Annotated in this window: 17 protein-coding genes; 14 read left to right on the top strand and 3 right to left on the bottom strand. The window is 68.2% G+C overall.

Features of this window, described 5'->3' with window-relative positions:
* The first annotated feature begins 2 nt into the window (after positions 1-2).
* Positions 3-290, top strand: a complete 288-nt coding sequence (locus tag ASG92_RS01005) for a MoaD/ThiS family protein (RefSeq protein ID WP_056623129.1) — start codon at positions 3-5, stop codon at positions 288-290.
* Positions 291-295: 5 nt separating this feature from the next.
* Here ASG92_RS01005 and ASG92_RS01000 read toward each other — a convergent pair whose 3' ends face one another.
* Positions 296-532 carry a hypothetical protein gene (locus ASG92_RS01000; protein ID WP_056623862.1) on the bottom strand — a complete coding sequence of 79 codons (237 nt, stop codon included), beginning with the start codon at positions 530-532 and terminating at the stop codon, positions 296-298.
* A gap of 211 nt (positions 533-743) precedes the next feature.
* Here ASG92_RS01000 and ASG92_RS00995 point away from each other — a divergent pair, with 211 nt between their 5' ends.
* Positions 744-2,474 (top strand): alpha-glucosidase, encoded by a 1,731-nt coding sequence (locus tag ASG92_RS00995; RefSeq protein WP_056623126.1) that lies wholly within the window; start codon positions 744-746, stop codon positions 2,472-2,474.
* A 19-nt stretch (positions 2,475-2,493) separates the two neighbouring features.
* Here ASG92_RS00995 and ASG92_RS00990 read toward each other — a convergent pair whose 3' ends face one another.
* On the bottom strand, positions 2,494-2,772 hold the full coding sequence (locus tag ASG92_RS00990; RefSeq protein ID WP_082579231.1) for an alpha-glucosidase C-terminal domain-containing protein: 279 nt from the start codon (positions 2,770-2,772) through the stop codon (positions 2,494-2,496).
* 99 nt (positions 2,773-2,871) lie between these two features.
* Here ASG92_RS00990 and ASG92_RS00985 point away from each other — a divergent pair, with 99 nt between their 5' ends.
* Entirely contained in the window at positions 2,872-3,939 is a 1,068-nt protein-coding gene (locus tag ASG92_RS00985) for an ATP-dependent DNA ligase (RefSeq protein ID WP_056623119.1), read from the top strand.
* A gap of 68 nt (positions 3,940-4,007) precedes the next feature.
* Here the strand turns inward: ASG92_RS00985 and ASG92_RS00980 are convergent, their stop codons facing one another.
* The gene (locus ASG92_RS00980; protein WP_056623116.1) at positions 4,008-5,327 is read right to left on the bottom strand and encodes an MFS transporter; all 1,320 of its coding nucleotides are present in this window, start codon (positions 5,325-5,327) and stop codon (positions 4,008-4,010) included.
* A gap of 223 nt (positions 5,328-5,550) precedes the next feature.
* On the opposite strand from ASG92_RS00980, the gene ASG92_RS00975 reads away from it, so the two are divergent.
* The 11 genes from ASG92_RS00975 to ASG92_RS00925 all read left to right on the top strand — a co-directional run bounded on the left by ASG92_RS00975 (position 5,551) and on the right by ASG92_RS00925 (position 16,220).
* A complete protein-coding gene (locus ASG92_RS00975; protein WP_082579230.1) occupies positions 5,551-6,414 on the top strand; it encodes an IclR family transcriptional regulator in 864 nt (287 codons plus the stop codon).
* Between the two features lie 149 nt (positions 6,415-6,563).
* On the top strand, positions 6,564-7,445 hold the full coding sequence (locus ASG92_RS00970) for a shikimate dehydrogenase (protein WP_056623113.1): 882 nt from the start codon (positions 6,564-6,566) through the stop codon (positions 7,443-7,445).
* A complete protein-coding gene (locus ASG92_RS00965) occupies positions 7,445-9,352 on the top strand; it encodes a sugar phosphate isomerase/epimerase and 4-hydroxyphenylpyruvate domain-containing protein (RefSeq protein ID WP_056623110.1) in 1,908 nt (635 codons plus the stop codon). The genes ASG92_RS00970 and ASG92_RS00965 overlap by 1 nt, the downstream gene beginning before the upstream one ends.
* A 40-nt stretch (positions 9,353-9,392) precedes the next feature.
* The gene (gene pcaH / locus ASG92_RS00960) at positions 9,393-10,298 is read left to right on the top strand and encodes a protocatechuate 3,4-dioxygenase subunit beta (protein ID WP_157372010.1); all 906 of its coding nucleotides are present in this window, start codon (positions 9,393-9,395) and stop codon (positions 10,296-10,298) included.
* A complete protein-coding gene (gene pcaG, locus ASG92_RS00955) occupies positions 10,291-10,872 on the top strand; it encodes a protocatechuate 3,4-dioxygenase subunit alpha (protein ID WP_056623108.1) in 582 nt (193 codons plus the stop codon). The genes pcaH and pcaG overlap by 8 nt, the downstream gene beginning before the upstream one ends.
* On the top strand, positions 10,869-12,323 hold the full coding sequence (locus tag ASG92_RS00950; RefSeq protein ID WP_056623105.1) for a lyase family protein: 1,455 nt from the start codon (positions 10,869-10,871) through the stop codon (positions 12,321-12,323). Before pcaG ends, ASG92_RS00950 begins: the two co-directional genes overlap by 4 nt.
* Positions 12,316-13,134, top strand: a complete 819-nt coding sequence (locus ASG92_RS00945; RefSeq protein ID WP_056623102.1) for an alpha/beta fold hydrolase — start codon at positions 12,316-12,318, stop codon at positions 13,132-13,134. Before ASG92_RS00950 ends, ASG92_RS00945 begins: the two co-directional genes overlap by 8 nt.
* Entirely contained in the window at positions 13,131-13,580 is a 450-nt protein-coding gene (gene pcaC / locus ASG92_RS00940; RefSeq protein WP_056623099.1) for a 4-carboxymuconolactone decarboxylase, read from the top strand. Before ASG92_RS00945 ends, pcaC begins: the two co-directional genes overlap by 4 nt.
* An 86-nt stretch (positions 13,581-13,666) precedes the next feature.
* On the top strand, positions 13,667-14,872 hold the full coding sequence (locus ASG92_RS00935; protein WP_056623096.1) for a thiolase family protein: 1,206 nt from the start codon (positions 13,667-13,669) through the stop codon (positions 14,870-14,872).
* A gap of 3 nt (positions 14,873-14,875) precedes the next feature.
* Positions 14,876-15,535 carry a 3-oxoacid CoA-transferase subunit A gene (locus ASG92_RS00930; RefSeq protein WP_056623092.1) on the top strand — a complete coding sequence of 220 codons (660 nt, stop codon included), beginning with the start codon at positions 14,876-14,878 and terminating at the stop codon, positions 15,533-15,535.
* Position 15,536: 1 nt separating this feature from the next.
* On the top strand, positions 15,537-16,220 hold the full coding sequence (locus ASG92_RS00925) for a 3-oxoacid CoA-transferase subunit B (protein ID WP_056623089.1): 684 nt from the start codon (positions 15,537-15,539) through the stop codon (positions 16,218-16,220).
* Positions 16,221-16,247: the final 27 nt, after the last annotated feature.

The raw sequence follows: 16,247 nt of genomic DNA, 5'->3' as shown, positions 1-16,247 counted from the left end.
CGGTGGCTGAGATCAGCGTGGTGCTTCCCAGCGTCCTCCAGCCGCTCGCCGGCGGGCAGTCCTACCTGACTGCGCCCGCCGACGGGACGGTGACTGTGGGCTGGTTGCTGGATTCCGTGACCGAGGATTACCCGGTGCTCGCCAGGAGGCTGCGGGACGAAACAGGTGCCCTCCGCCGCTACGTGAATATTTACGTGAACGGTGACGAGGTCCGGCGTCTCCAGGGCCTGGATACGGAGGTCGCTGCCGGCCAGGAAGTGCTGATCATTCAGTCCGTGGCCGGGGGCTAGCTGGCTCAGGCGACGCGCCAAACGCTGCACTCGTCCGTATTGATGGCCTTGCGCATGCCCGTGTGATGATCCATGATCCAGACGACGCCGATGCCCGGCGCTGTCTCCTGGACGCTGCCGCGGCGGATGATGACGTCGTCGTAGCTGGGCCCCACCGAGAGGCGGGCTTCTATCTCGTCCCCGCGGTGGAGCTGGTCGAGTGCGCGGACGCGGGTTATGTGGGCTTTGGCTTCCTTCAACATGGTGTGGCCTCCTGAGCTGGAGCTGGTGCCTGCAATTGCCGGCACTTCCAGTGTGGCGGCGGAATGTTGCGCCGGGGTTTCCTGCCCGTTAGCACCCGGTTAGTTTCACGCGCCAGTCCGGTTTCGATGCGCCATTGACCGCCGAATCATCTGCCACGAGACTTTCAATGGGTTTGCATCCCGCAACGGCGCCGACCAGGAGGAACCAGCAATGACCATCCAGGAATCCGAGGCAGAAGTCGCCTTCAGGGCAGGCAGGGAATGGTTCAAGAGTGCGGTGGTCTACCAGATCTACCCCCGCAGTTTCGCCGATTCAGACGGTGACGGCATCGGCGATCTCCGCGGGATCATCGGCCGGCTCGACTACCTGCAGAAGCTGGGCGTCGACGTCGTCTGGCTGTCCCCGGTGTACCGCTCGCCGCAGGATGACAACGGCTACGACATCAGCGACTACCGGGACATCGATCCGGTCTTCGGGGACCTGGAAACCCTGGACGAACTCCTGGACGGACTGCACGCGCACGGCATGAAGCTCGTGATGGACCTCGTGGTCAACCACACCTCGGACGAGCACCCGTGGTTCGTGGAATCCCGCTCGGGCAAAGACAACCCTAAACGGGACTGGTACTGGTGGCGGCCGCCGCGGGACGGTGCCGAGACCGGCACCCCGGGCGCCGAGCCGAACAACTGGGGCTCCGCGTTCTCCGGGCCGGCCTGGGAATACGACGACGCCTCGGGTGAGTACTACCTCCACCTCTTCTCGCGGAAGCAGCCGGACCTCAACTGGGAGAACCCGGACGTGCGTGCCGCCATCTACGACATGATGAACTGGTGGCTCGACAGGGGAGTGGACGGCTTCCGGATGGACGTCATCAACTTCATTTCCAAGGAGGAGTCACTGCCGGACGGCCACCGCGCTGACGGCATGTTGTACGGCGACGGCGGCCCCCACTACATCTGCGGGCCGCGCATCCACGAGTTCCTGCAGGAGATGCACCAGGAGGTCTTCGCCGGCCGGGACAAGGACCTGCTCACCGTGGGCGAGATGCCCGGGGTGACGGTGGAGGACGCCGCGCTGTTCACCGACCCCGGACGCCGGGAAGTAGACATGGTGTTCCAGTTCGAGCACGTGGCCCTGGACCAGGAGGACGGCAACAAGTGGCGGCCCAAGAAGCTGCTGCTGACGGATCTGAAGAAATCCCTGGGCCGCTGGCAGGAGGCGCTGGCGGAGCACGGCTGGAACAGCCTGTACTGGGGCAACCACGACCAGGCCCGCGCCGTGTCCCGCTTCGGCGACGACGGCCACTACCGCGAGCTGTCAGCGAAAATGCTGGCCGCCATCCTGCACCTGCACCGCGGCACGCCGTACGTGTACCAGGGCGAGGAACTGGGCATGACCAACATGGCGTTCGGCGCCATCAGCGACTACCGCGACATCGAAGTCCTCAACCACCACCGCGAGGCAACGACGCACATGGGCCACACGGACGCCGAGGTCCTCGCCGCCCTGGCGCCGCTGAACCGCGACAACGCGCGCACGCCGGTCCAGTGGAACGCCAGCCGCAATGCGGGCTTCACCACCGGGGCCCCGTGGATCGCGGTCAATCCGAACGCGAACGCCATCAACGCCGCCGCCCAGGTGGACGACCCCCAGTCGGTCTTCAGCTTCTACCGGCAGGTCATCGCCCTGCGCCACGCGGACCCCGTGGTGGCCTACGGCGACTTCACCATGCTGCTGCCCGACGACGAACACGTCTACGCGTTCCGGCGCTCGCTGCCGGACGCGGAGATGCTGGTCCTGGGAAACTTTTCCGGCGCCGAACAGCCTGCCAGCGTTGAGGGCTCCTGGGGCGGCGCCGAGCAGGTGCTGGGGAACTACCCGCCGGAGGTCGGCCTAAAGCTGCGTCCGTGGGAAGTGAAGGTCTTCCGAAGGAGCCTGTAACCGGCCCAGCGGGCGGACCTCAGGGGGCGAGCCTGTCGCCAGGCTTGTGTACCCGGAACCAGCGGTAGCCGTAGGGGCCCAGCTCAACTGTGAATCCGCCGTCGGGCTCCAGCGGAACGTTATCGCCGCCCAGCAGGTCCAGCAGCGAGGCGCCCCTGAACGCCCGGGACGGGCCGTCCTCCGGACCGGCCCTGCCACTGACCTTCACGGTGTCCTCGCCGAAGTTGTGCAGCAGCACCAGGGTTGCCCCCGCCGAGCTGCAGGTGTGCGCGAAGACCGCCGGCTCGGGCTGGTCGATGAAAACCGATGGCTGCCATCGTTAACGTGTACCGGGGGCCGGTCGCCGTGTCGGGGGTAGGGGTGGCGCCCGGGCGGGGCCCGGGCAAGAATGGGGCGTATGCAGCTTCCGGTCATGCCCCCCATTGCTCCCATGCTTGCCAAATCGGTGGCCGCCATCCCGGACGGTGCCATGAGCTACGAGCCGAAGTGGGACGGTTTCCGGTCCATCATTTTCCGTGACGGCGACGACGTGGAGATCGGCAGCCGCAACGAAAAGCCCATGACCCGCTACTTTCCCGAGCTCGTGGAGGCACTGAAGGCCAATCTGCCGCCGCGGTGCGTGCTCGACGGCGAGATCGTCCTGGTGGGCGCGTCGGGCGACCGGCTCGACTTTGAGGCCCTGCAGCAGCGGATCCATCCGGCCGCGAGCAGGGTCAGGCTGCTGGCCGAACAGACGCCGGCGAAGTTCGTGGCCTTCGACCTGCTGGCCCTGGGCGACGACGACTTCAGCGGCAGGCCCTTCGCCGAGCGGCGCGCCGCCCTCGAGTCGGCGCTGGCCACCGCGCGTTCGCCGATCCACGTGACCGCCGCGACGCAGGACCGGGAACTCGCCGGAAAGTGGTTCAACCAGTTTGAGGGCGCCGGCCTGGACGGCATCATCGCCAAGCCCCTCAGCGGCGAGTACCAGCCGGACAAACGAGTGATGTTCAAGGTCAAGCACGAACGCACCGCCGACTGCGTCCTGGCCGGCTACCGGGTCCACAAGAGCGGACCGGACACCATCGGATCGCTGCTGCTGGGCCTCTACAAGCCCGACGGCGAACTCGCGAGCGTGGGCGTGGTGGGCGCCTTTCCAATGCAGCGGCGGCGGGAACTCTTCGAGGAACTCCAGCCGCTGGTGACCGGCTTTGACGAGCACCCGTGGGCCTGGGCCAAACAGGAGGAAGGCACCCGCACGCCGCGCAACGCGGAGGGCAGCCGCTGGAGCGCCGGCAAGGACCTGTCCTTCACGCCCTTGCGTCCCGAGCGCGTGCTGGAAGTGAAGTACGACCACATGGAGGGCGAGCGGTTCCGCCACACCGCGCAGTTCGTGCGCTGGCGCCCGGACCGCGATCCGGCGTCGTGCACTTACGAGCAGCTTGAGGAGCCCGTCAAGTTCGACCTCGCCGAGGTGCTGGCCACATAAACAGGTGACCCGCCCCTCGTGAGGGACGGGCCGCCGTCGTGACCTTCTTTGAAGCTAAACCGGCCGGGTTACTTCAGGCCGAGCTGCTTGGTGGGGGTTCTGAAGGTTTCCTTGGCCGTGAGGGCCGAGACCGCGGCGATGGTGCAGATGACCGCGGTGAAGATGCTGATCTGGACCCAGCCGCCGGGCTTGATGCCGCCCATGGCAGCCACGATGGCGGGCGCAAACCCTGCCATCAGGAAGCCGAGCTGGGTGCCGATGGCCAGGCCGGAGAAGCGGACCTTGGTGCTGAACATCTCGGCGTAGAAGGACGGCCAGACGGCGTTCGAGGCTGCGTAGCCGCAGGAGAAGAAGCCGATGGCGGCCAGGAACATCAGCGGGACGCTGCCGGATTCGAGGCTCAGCAGGAACACGGGGGTCAGGACAGCGCTGGCCAGCGCGCCGTAGATGAACACGGGCTTGCGGCCGATCCTGTCGGCCAGCTTTCCGAACAGCGGCTGGGTGCCCAGGGCCACCAGGTTTGCGCCGACCACGAGCCACAGGGTGGTGGTGCCGTCCACGCCGGCAACGGTCTTGGCGTAGCTGATGGCGAGGGTGCCGAACACGGTGGAGACGGCGGCGATGAAGGCGCAGCAGATGACCCGGAGGACGTCGCGCCAGTGGGACGTCAGCAGGTCGGCGACGGGCAGCTTGGCGATCTGGGCGGACTTCTGGGCTTCCTCGAAGGCGGGCGGCTCGTGCAGGGTGCGGCGGATGAAGAACGCGACGATCACCACAACGGCGCTGAGCCAGAACGGAATGCGCCAGCCGATGCCGTATTTGATCTCGTCAGGCAGGGCGAGGACCGGGATGAAGACGAGTGCTGCGAGGATCTGGCCGCCCTGGGTGCCGGTGAGGGTCCAGGAGGTGAAGAAGGAGCGGCGGTTGTCCGGTGCGTGTTCCAGGGTCATGGAGGAGGCGCCCGCCTGCTCGCCGGCCGCGGAGAGGCCCTGGCAGAGGCGTGCCAGCACCAGCAGGGCCGGAGCCCACCAGCCGACGGTGTGGAAGTCGGGCAGGCAGCCGATCAGGAACGTGGAGGCGCCCATGAGCAGCAGCGTGAACATCAGGACCTTGCGGCGTCCCACCCGGTCACCGAAGTGGCCCAGAATGACGGCGCCGACGGGCCGGGCAACGTAGGCGAAGCCGAAGGTCGCGAAGGACATGATGGCCGCATTGGCGTCGGCATCCGGGAAGAAGACCTTGGGGAAGATGAGGGCGGCGGCGGAACCGAAAATGAAAAAGTCGTAATACTCGACGGCGCTGCCGAGGAAGCTGGCAAGGGCTGCCTTCTTCGGGGTCCCGGCCGGGGCAACGGTGCCCGGCTCTGCGGACGGGAGTGTCTGGCTCATGGTGTTCCTTCGGTGTGACGACGTTGTCGCGGATGTATCAGGAGTGTTGCAGCCGCCGTCCGTGTTGGGGAAGGGGCGGCTGGAGGTCCTCGGACCCGGACGAAGTAGCCACATGGTGAGAGCTACTTGTGCGATACAGCAATGATGACTGTGAGGGCAGTCACCTGTCAAGAAATTTATTCACCATCTAGAAATAGCTCTCACATTGTGGCAACATCGACTTATGAGTGTGAAAGAAGCCACAGGCAACGACGCCGGCACCCAGTCCCCGGACGAAGCTTCCGCGGACGGTTTGGACCAGGCTGCCAAGCCGGCCAAGGCCGGCAAGGACGATTCCCGGACGGACATGGTGGGCAAGGCCCTGGGCCTCCTCGTGCTGCTGGGCGATGAGCCCCGCGGCGCGAGCGCGTCGGAGCTCTCCCGCCGCGCCGAACTGCCCTTCAGCACCACGTATAGGCTCCTGGGTTCGCTGACCCGGGACGGCTTTGTGGACTATGAACCCGAGGGCCGCCGCTACCACCTGGGCCTGCGCATCTTCCAGCTGGGCCAGCGCGTTTCCAACCACCACGGCTTCGCCGGCACCGCGCTGCCCATCCTGCGGCGCGTCACGGAGCAGACGGGGGAAGCCACCATCCTGTCCGTCCGCGACGGCCACCACCACCTCACCGTGAACAAGGTGGACGGGCCGCAGACCTTCCGGGTCACCAGCGACCCCGGCCACCTCGGCGCGCTCCACACCACCTCGGTGGGCAAAGCTCTGGTGGCCTTCGCGGAGGAGGGCGAACGCGAGCGGTTGCTGGATGAGTTGCCGCTGGAACCCCTCACCAGCCTCTCCATCACGGACCGCGACGCCTTCAGGGCGGAAATCGACCAGGTCCGGCGGCAGGGGTATGCGGTCATGGACGAGGAAAACGAGCTCGGCATGCGCGCCGTGGCCGTGCCGGTCCTGAACTCCCAGGGCGTGGCCTTCGCCTCGCTGGCCACGGCGGTCCCCGTCTTCCGGCTCAGCATGGAGGCGCTCGTTGCCCTTGTGCCACTGCTCCAGGCGGCCGCCGCGGAGCTGGCCGCCCGGCTGCCCCAGCGCTGACCTGCTGCGCATTTTCCAGATTTGTTCGTATCTAGAACAAGAGTGCAACATATGAACTTTTGCTGTACTGTAATCCCTATCACCCGGCCAGAGGCCGGCGCCACGGGCGCCCAGCCGGCCGAGTGCCGTTGTCAAAGGAGCCCGCACGCATGAGCAATCGAACTGAGTCCTACCTCGTGGGACTGGTCGGCGATGGCGTGATGCCGTCACTCACTCCCCACATGCATGAACGCGAAGGCGACGTCCAGGGCCTCCGGTACCTGTACCGCCCCATCGACCTCCTCGAGCTGGGCCTTCCCGGCTCGACCATCGGGGACCTGCTGCAGAGCGCCTGCCGGATGGGCTTCAACGGGCTGAACGTCACCCACCCCTGCAAGCAGCTGGTCCTGGACCACCTGGACGAGATCGCCCCCGACGCCGCGAAGCTGGGCGCCGTGAACACCGTGGTCATCCAGGACGGCCGCTTCATCGGACACAACACCGACTTCTCCGGCTTTGCCGCGGCCCTGGCCTCGGGCCTTCCGGACGCGAAGCTGGACCGCGTGGTGCAGCTGGGAGCGGGAGGTGCCGGTTCCGCCGTCGCGTACGCACTCCTCACCGCCGGCGTCCGGGTGCTGGATCTCGTGGACATGGACCCGCAGCGCGGCGCCGAACGCGCCGCCGAGCTGGCCGGCTTCTTCCCGGACCGCACCGTCACGGCCCGCACGACGGCGGAGCTGCCGCAGCTCATGCCGCTGGCCGACGGCCTGGTGCACTGCACGCCGGTGGGCATGGCGGCACACCCCGGCGTTCCGCTGGACATGGCGCTGGTGGAGCCGCGCCACTGGGTGGCGGACATCGTCTACCGCCCCATCGAGACCGAACTCGTCCGCGAGGCCCGGGCGAAGGGCTGCGACGTTCTCGACGGCGGCCGCATGGCCGTGGGCCAGGCCGCCGACGCCTTCCGGATCTTCACCGGCCTCGAAGCCGACGCCGAGCGGATGCGCGCGCACTTCCTGGAGCTCATCGCCGCCGAAGAGGTGTCCGTCTGATGCGCACCGGGATCGCCACCGTGTGCCTCTCCGGCACGCTGAAGGAAAAGATGCAGGCCTGCGCCATAGCGGGCTTCGACGGCATCGAAATCTTCGAGCAGGACCTGGTCACCTCGCCGCTGAGCCCGGAAGACGTCCGGAAAATGGCCGCCGACCTGGGCCTCACCCTGGACCTCTACCAGCCGTTCCGCGATTTCGACGGCGTCACCGAGGACCTGCTCGCCGCGAACCTCCGSCTGGGCATGGACACCATCCTTGTCTGCTCCAACGTCGCCACCGCCACGATCGACGACGACGGCCTCCGGGCCAGGCAGCTCGCCGCCCTGGCGGAACTGGCCGGGGACCACGGCGTGAAGGTGGCCTACGAGGCGCTGGCCTGGGGCAAGTACGTCAACGACTACGAGCATGCCCACCGGCTCGTGGAAATGGTGGACCACCCCAACCTCGGCACGTGCCTGGACTCCTTCCACATCCTGTCCCGCGACTGGGACACCGCGCCCATCGAGGACTTCAACCCGGACAAGATCTTCTTCGTCCAGGTGGCCGACGCCCCCAAGCTCTCCATGGACGTGCTCTCCTGGAGCCGGCACTACCGCGTCTTCCCGGGCGAGGGGCAGTTCGAGCTGGCCAAGTTCATGGGCCACGTGGTCCGCGCCGGCTATACCGGGCCGGTGTCCCTGGAGGTCTTCAATGACGTCTTCCGCCAGTCGGACGTCGAACGCACCGCCGTTGACGCCATGCGCTCGCTGATCTGGCTGGAGGAGCAGAGCGCCAAGTGGCTCGACGCGAACGCGGCATCCGTTTCAAACGGGCGCGCCGGCAACGGCGGGGCGGGTGCCAAAGCCGCCGGCCGCCGTCGTTATCCCATGGAACTGGCCACGCTCCCGCAGGTCGCCGAACCGGCCGGATTCAACTTCGCCGAGGTCAAGGCTGCGGACACCGCCGCGCTGGAAACCGTTCTGGGTCAGCTCGGCTTCGAATTCAATGGCCGGCACCGGACCAAGGACGTGCAGCTGTGGACCATGGGCCATGCCCGGGTCATCATCAACGAACAGGCCCCCGCCGCCGGGGACTCCGCCGGCTCGCCCGCCCCGGCGATCGCCGCCCTGGGGTTCGACGTCGATTCCCCCGTGATTGCCTCGGCCCGCGCCCAGCAGCTCAAGGCCCCGGTGGTCCCGCGCAAGAGCCAGGCCAACGAGGAAGTGTTCCAGGGCTTCGCCGCCCCGGACTCCACCGAGATCTTCGTGTGCCAGGGCAGCCCCGACGGCACCGCCGCCTGGATCAATGAATTTGGCGAGACTCGCGAGTTCGGCGCGGGGCTGGAAGTTCCGTCCGGTTCCCGCAACGCGGTGATCGACCACGTCAACCTGGCCCAGCCGTGGCAGCACTTCGACGAGGCCGTCCTCTTCTATACGAGCGCCCTGGCCCTGGAGCCGCAGCCCTACGCGGAGGTGGCCAGCCCCAGCGGACTGGTCCGCTCCCAGGTCATGCAGACCTCCGACCGGGCCGTGCGCCTGGTGCTGAACCTGGCGCCACTCCTGCAGCAGGACGGAACCCGGCACAAGACCTACCAGGAGCACATCGCATTTGCGGTGGATGACCTGGTGGCCACCGCCAGGGCTTCCCGGGACAGGGGACTGGACTTCCTGCAGATCCCGGCGAACTACTACGAAGACCTGGACGCCCGGTTCGGGCTCGATCCGGATTTCCTGGCCACGCTCCAGGACCTCAACCTGCTCTATGACCGCGACGCCGACGGCGAGTTCCTGCACTTCTACACCGCCACCGTGGGCAGCGTCTTCTTCGAAATGGTGGAGCGCCGCGGCAGCTACGACGGCTACGGTGCGCCCAACGCCCCGGTCCGACACGCCGTCCAGTACGACCACCTGCACCAACTGACCAAGTAACCGACCAACCAACACCACCACCGATTGAAAGGAGGCTGCTGTGCCTGACGACGTGAATCTAGCGACGTACAACGCCGACGCGCTCACCGAGGACCTGTCCGACGCAGTACCTGCCGCATCCGGGACTGCACCGCAGGCCGTCCCGGCAGAAGCGCCCCGCGTGGAAACACAGCAGGATCTCAGCGCGGAGATCAAGGCCCTCGGAGAGGCCTACGCCCGGGCCCTGAAGGACGGCGCGCCGAAGGAGACCCAGCCGCGCCTGGACTTCGCCCCGTACCGCAGCAGCATCCTGCGCCACCCCACCAAGAGCCTGCACCACGCGGACCCGGAAACCATCGAGCTGCACTCCCCGGCGTTCGGACACCAGGACGTCCACGCCCTGGAGGCGGATCTCACCATCCAGCACAACGGCGAACCGCAGGGCGAACGCATCATCGTGGCCGGCCGCGTCCTCGACGGCGACGGCCGCCCCGTGGCGGGCCAGCTCGTCGAAATCTGGCAGGCCAACTCCTCCGGCCGCTACATCCACAAGCGCGACCAGCACCCCGCCCCGCTGGACCCCAACTTCACCGGCGTGGGCCGCTGCATCACCGGCCCGGACGGCTCCTACCGCTTCACCACCATCAAGCCCGGCGCGTACCCGTGGAAGAACCACCTCAACGCCTGGCGCCCGGCGCACATCCACTTCTCCCTATTCGGCACGGAGTTCACCCAGCGGATCGTCACCCAGATGTACTTCCCGGGGGACCAGCTCTTCCCGCTCGACCCGATCTACCAGTCGATCGTGGACCAGGACGCCCGCGACCGCCTCGTGGCCACCTACGACCACGACCTCACCGAGCCCGAATGGGCCCTGGGCTACAACTGGGACATCGTCCTGACAGGCTCCAAGCGGACCTGGACCGAAAACGAGGCGCTGGGCGCAGAAGGCGATGACCATGAGTAAACTCACCGCAACACCCGGCCAGACCGTGGGCCCCTTCTACGGCTACGCGCTGCCCTACGCGAAGGACCGGGAACTGCTGGCTCCCGGCTCCCCTGGCTCCATCCGCCTCCAGGGCACCGTGTACGACGGCGCCGGGCACCCGATCCCCGACGCCATCCTGGAAATCTGGCAGCCGGACGCCGACGGCAACATCGTCCGCCGGACCGGCTCGCTGGTCCGCGACGGCTACACCTTCACCGGCTTCGGCCGCAGCGCCGTAGGCAACACCGGCGTGTACACCTTCACCACGGTGAACCCCGGACCCACCGAGCCGGGCGCCGCGGCGTTCATTTCCGTGGCCGTCTTTGCGCGCGGCCTGATGAACCGCCTCTTCACGCGGGTCTACCTGCCCGAGAACGAGGAAGCGCTGGCCAAGGATCCGCTGCTGTCCTCGCTGGACCCGGAGCGCCGCAAGACGCTGATCGCCCGCCGCGACGCCGACGGCGGCCTCACCTGGGACATCCGTCTCCAGGGCGGGGACGAAACCGTCTTCCTCGATTTCGAGGGAACCGGAACCGAGGGTGCCTCACAGTGACCGACTCCCAGGCAGCGGGCCGCGACGGCGACGTCGGGCTGCTCAGTCCCGTGTCGGCGTCGCCCCTGGTGACGGCGCTGACCGGGGACCGGGCGGTGCTGGCGGCGATCCTCGCCGTCGAAGCCGGCTGGGCGGCCGTGCTGGACCGGGCCGGCCTGGCGCCGGCCGGTTCCGCGGCAGTGGTGGCCCACGCGGCCGACGCGTCGCGCTACGACGTTGCCGACATCGCGCTGCGGGCCCCGGGCGGCGGCAACCCGGTCATCCCGCTGCTGGCTGACCTCCGGGCCCAGGTCAAGGCCCTGGACACCGGCAAGATCGGCGCCAGCCGCGCCGTCCACACCTCGCTGACCAGCCAGGACGTGCTGGACACGGCCCTCATGCTGCTGGCCCGGAACACCGTCTCTGCGCTGCTGGCCGATGTCAGGGGCACGACGACGGCGCTCGCCCGCCTGGCGGAACAGCATGCGGACACGCTGTGCGTGGGCCGGAGCCTGACGCAGCATTCGCTGCCGTTCACGTTCGGGCTCAAGGCGGCGCAGTGGTTCCACGGCCTGGCCGCCGCCGCGCGCAGGCTTGAGGCATTGGAACTGCCCGTGCAGACCGGCGGCGCGGCAGGCACCCTGGCCGCCGGCACTGTCCTCACCGCCGGGTCCGCGTCGGATCCCTTTGGGCTGTCCGATGCCCTCGCCGCGCAGCTGGGACTCGCGTCCACACCGGCCCCGTGGCACACCAACCGGCTCGCCGTCACCTCCCTGGGCGACGCCTTGGCCGGGGTGACGGATGCACTGGGCAAGATCGCCTCCGACGTCCTGTTCATGAGCCGGCCCGAGGTGGCCGAACTGGCCGAACCCCGGGCGCCGGGCCGCGGTGTTTCCTCGGCCATGCCGCAGAAGCAGAACCCGGTGCTGTCGGTGCTGGTCCGCAGCGCTGCACTCCGGGCCCCGGCCCTGGCAGCCCAGCTGCACCTTGCCGCCGCCAACTTCAACGACGAACGCCCCGACGGCGCCTGGCACACCGAATGGCCGGCCCTGCGCGAGCTGCTCGGCCTGGCCCTCGGAGCGGCGGGACATCTCCGCGAACTGGCCGAAGGGCTGCAGGTTTTCCCGGAGGGCATGCGCCGCAACCTGGACCTGTCCGGGCCGCTGCTCCTGAGCGAGGGTGTGTCCGCCGCCGTGGCTCCGCTTTTGGGGGATGACGGCAAGCAGCAGCTGCAGGCCGTGGTGGACCGGACCCTGCAGGCACCTGCTGCCGAGCAGGCGGAAACCTACCGGCGGCTGCTCCGCGCGGCCGTCCCGGCAGACCGGCTCTCCGACGACAAACTCGAAGAGCTGCTGGACCCCGCCAGCTACCTCGGCCAGGCCGCCGGGATCTCGCGGCGGATCCTGGCCGCCTTCCCGGACTTTGCGCCTACCCCAACCGAAAAAGACGGAAACGGAGACTCCCGTGGCTAGACCAACACTGAAGGCAGTGCTGCTTTCTCCCCAGCGCACCCTGGGGGACAAACCCCTCCTCATCGTGGGGCCGTCGCTCGGCACCTCCTCGGTAGTGTGGGCGCAGGCCGGTTCGCTCCTGGCCAACGATGTCGACGTCGTCGCCTGGGACCTGCCCGGGCACGGCGTCTCGCCGGCCGCCACGGAACCGTTCAGCGTCGCGGAACTGGCGGACGCCGTCGTCGAACTTGTCGACTCGATCGCCCCCGGCGAGCGGTTCCACTACGCCGGTGTTTCGCTGGGCGGCGCCACCGGCCTGCAGCTCGGCATCAAGCACGGCGACCGGCTGAAGAGCCTCTCCGTGCAGTGCTCCGGGGCCAAGCTCGGCACGCCCGAAGCCTGGCAGGAACGCGCGGAAACCGTCCGCACCCAGGGCACGCCCGTGATGATCCAGGGCTCGGCCGGGCGCTGGTTCGCACCCGGCTTCATGGACCGCGAACCGGAGCTGAGCAGCCGCCTGCTGCACTCCCTCCGCGACACCGACCGTTTCAGCTACGCCTTCTGCTGCGGGGCCCTGGCCGGCTTCGACGTCCGGGCCGAGCTCGGCAGCATCACCGTCCCCACCCAGGCGGTGGCCGGCGCGGAGGACTCTGTTGCGCCGCCGTCGTTCGCCCAGGAAGTGGCGGCCGGAATTACCGCCGGCGGCGGCACGGCAAGTGCCGTGACGCTTGAAGGCGTGGCGCACCTGGCACCCGCCGAGGCGCCCGCCCACGTTGCAGAACTGCTGCGGACCCTCATCACCTGGAGCGAAACCCGCGGGGCAGCCAAGTGACCGCCCCCGAAACATCCGGCGCGGAACGGCACGGGGTGGTCCAGCCGGACGCCACCAGCCAGGAAATTTACGACGGCGGCATGGCGGTCAGGCGCGAGGTGCTCGGCGACGCGCACGTGGACCGCGCCAACGCCAACAAGGACGCCTTCACCGAGGACTTCCAGGACATGATCACGCGCATCGCGTGGGGCGGCATCTGGACCCGTCCCGGCCTCCCGCGGCAGATGCGCTCCGCCGTCACCATCACCGCCATGGTGGCGCACGGGCACTGGGAAGAGCTGGCGATGCATATCCGCGCCGCCATCACCAACGGCCTCAGCAGGGACGAGATCAAGGAAATCCTGCTGCAGACCGCCATTTACTGCGGAGTTCCCTCCGCCAACACCGCCTTCAAGACCGCCCAGCAGGTCTTTGCCGAGCTTGACGCAGCCACCCCACCCAACTAGGTCGCAGCAAGTGTCGTTTTGAGCCGTCATAACGACATTAACTGCTACCTAGTTGGGGACTCACAGACGGAATTAGAGGAACAGTTATGAACCAGGCTTTTGTGTACGACGCCGTTCGCACGCCTTTCGGGAAGTTCGGCTCCGGCCTCGCCGGTGTCCGCCCGGACGATCTTGCCGCGCACGTGATCGGTGAGTCCGTGAAGCGTGCCCCGAAGCTCGACGTCGAGCGGATCGATGAGGTGGTGTTCGGCAACGCGAACGGCGCCGGCGAGGAGAACCGCAACATCGCCCGGATGGGCACCCTGCTGGCGGGTTTGCCGGTCTCGATCCCGGGCACGACGGTCAACCGGCTGTGCGGTTCGTCCCTGGATGCCGCGATCATCGCGTCCCGCCAGATCAACGCCGGTGACGCGGAGCTGATGCTCGTGGGCGGCGCCGAGTCGATGTCCCGCGCCCCGTGGGTGCTGCCCAAGACGGAGAAGCCCTACCCGGCCGGGGACATGACGCTGGCCTCCACCACGCTGGGCTGGCGCCTGGTGAACAAGGCGATGCCGAAGGAGTGGACCATCTCGCTGGGCGAGGCCACCGAGCGGCTGCGCGAGAAGTACGGCGTGACCCGGCAGGCGCAGGACGAATTCGCCGCGAACTCGCACAACCTTTCGGCCGCGGCGTGGGACGAGGGGTTCTACGACAACCTCGTGGCCCCGGTGCCGGGCACGGACCTGGTCCGGGACGAGGGCATCCGCGCCGGGTCCTCGGCCGAGAAGCTCGCAGGCCTCAAGACGGTGTTCCGTACGGAAAACGGCACGGTCACCGCCGGGAACGCGTCCCCGCTGTCCGACGGCGCGTCCGCGGCCTGGATCGGTTCCGAGAACGCCGCCGGCCTGCTCGGGCTGGAGCCTTTGGCCCGGATCGCGGGCCGCGGCGCGCACGCCAACGATCCGCAGTTCTTCGGCTACGCCCCGGTGGAGGCCGCGAACAAGGCCCTCGCGAAGGCGGGCATCGGCTGGGAGCAGGTGGGCGCCGTCGAACTTAACGAAGCGTTCGCCGCGCAGTCCCTTGCGTGCATCAACGCCTGGGGCATCGATGCCTCGATCGTGAACCGGCACGGCGGCGCGATCGCCATGGGCCACCCGCTGGGCGCCTCCGGCACCCGGATCCTCGGCACGCTGGCCCGCAGCCTGCAGGCCTCCGGTGAGCGCTGGGGTGTCGCGGCGATCTGCATCGGCGTCGGCCAGGGCCTTGCCGTCGTGCTCGAAAACGTAACTGCTTCCAAGAGCGGAAAGGCGTAAGCCATGCTGACTTTCATTGACACCGTGGGCGAGGCCGTCGCCGGCATCAAGGACGGCTCCACCGTGATGATCGGCGGGTTCGGCAACGCCGGGCAGCCGTTCGAACTGATCGACGCCTTGCTCGACGGCGGTGCCACGGACCTGACCGTGGTGAACAACAACGCCGGCCAGGGCGACCAGGGCCTCGCCCTGCTGATCAAGGAAGGGCGGGTCCGCAAGATGATCTGCTCCTTCCCGCGGCAGTCCGATTCCTGGCATTTCGACGCCAAATACAAGGCGGGCGAAATCGAACTGGAGCTCGTGCCGCAGGGCAACCTGGCCGAGCGCATCCGGGCCGCGGGCGCAGGCATCGGCGGCTTCTTCACCCCCACCGGCTACGGCACCATGCTGGCCGAGGGCAAGGAAACCCGGATCATCGACGGCCGCGGACAGGTCTTCGAGACCCCCATCCACGCCGACGTCGCCCTCATCAAGGCGCTCAAGGCGGACGGCAAAGGCAACCTCGTGTACCGCAAGACCGCCCGGAACTTCGGCCCCATCATGGCCGCCGCCGCGAAACACACGATTGTCCAGGTATCGGAGATCGTGCCGACCGGCGGGCTGGACCCGGAGAACGTCGTGACCCCCGGCATTTACGTCAACAGCATTGTGAAGGTGGCCTGACATGAGCATCCAGACAGCATCGCTTCAGACCAGCGACAAGCCCCTGGGCCGCGACGACCTCGCCCGCCTCGTGGCACGGGACATCAAGCCCGGCTCGTTCGTGAACCTCGGGATCGGCCAGCCCACGCTGGTGTCCAACTACCTCGAGCCCGAGCAGAACATCACGCTCCACACCGAGAACGGGATGCTGGGCATGGGCCCCGTCGCCGAGGGGGACCAGATCGACGGCGACCTCATCAACGCCGGCAAGATCCCCGTCACCGAACTGCCCGGGGCGTCCTACTTCCACCACGCCGATTCGTTCGCGATCATGCGCGGAGGCCACCTGGACATCTGCGTGCTCGGCGCGTTCCAGGTCTCCGCGACCGGCGACCTCGCGAACTGGCACACCGGCGCGCCGGACGCCATTCCTGCTGTGGGTGGGGCGATGGACCTGGCCACGGGCGCCAAGGACGTCTTCGTGATGATGACGCTCCTGACCCGGGACGGCGCCTCCAAGATCGTGGACGCCTGCACCTACCCGCTCACCGGAGTGGGCTGCGTGACCCGCGTGTACACGGACAAGGCGGTGTTCCTCACGGGCCCGGACGGCGTCCAGGTCCGCGAAACGTTCGGCTGCACCCTCGAGGAGCTCCAGGCCCTGGTGCCCGTCCCCCTCACGGCAGCCCCCGCCGTCGAACGCTAACCCCCACCACCGCGCGAGCGGACACTT

Source organism: Arthrobacter sp. Soil736 (genome assembly GCF_001428005.1).
Classification (GTDB): Bacteria; Actinomycetota; Actinomycetes; order Actinomycetales; family Micrococcaceae; genus Arthrobacter.
The sequence above is the reverse complement of the archived record's forward strand: the minus strand, read 5'-3'. Positions and strand labels throughout refer to the sequence as shown.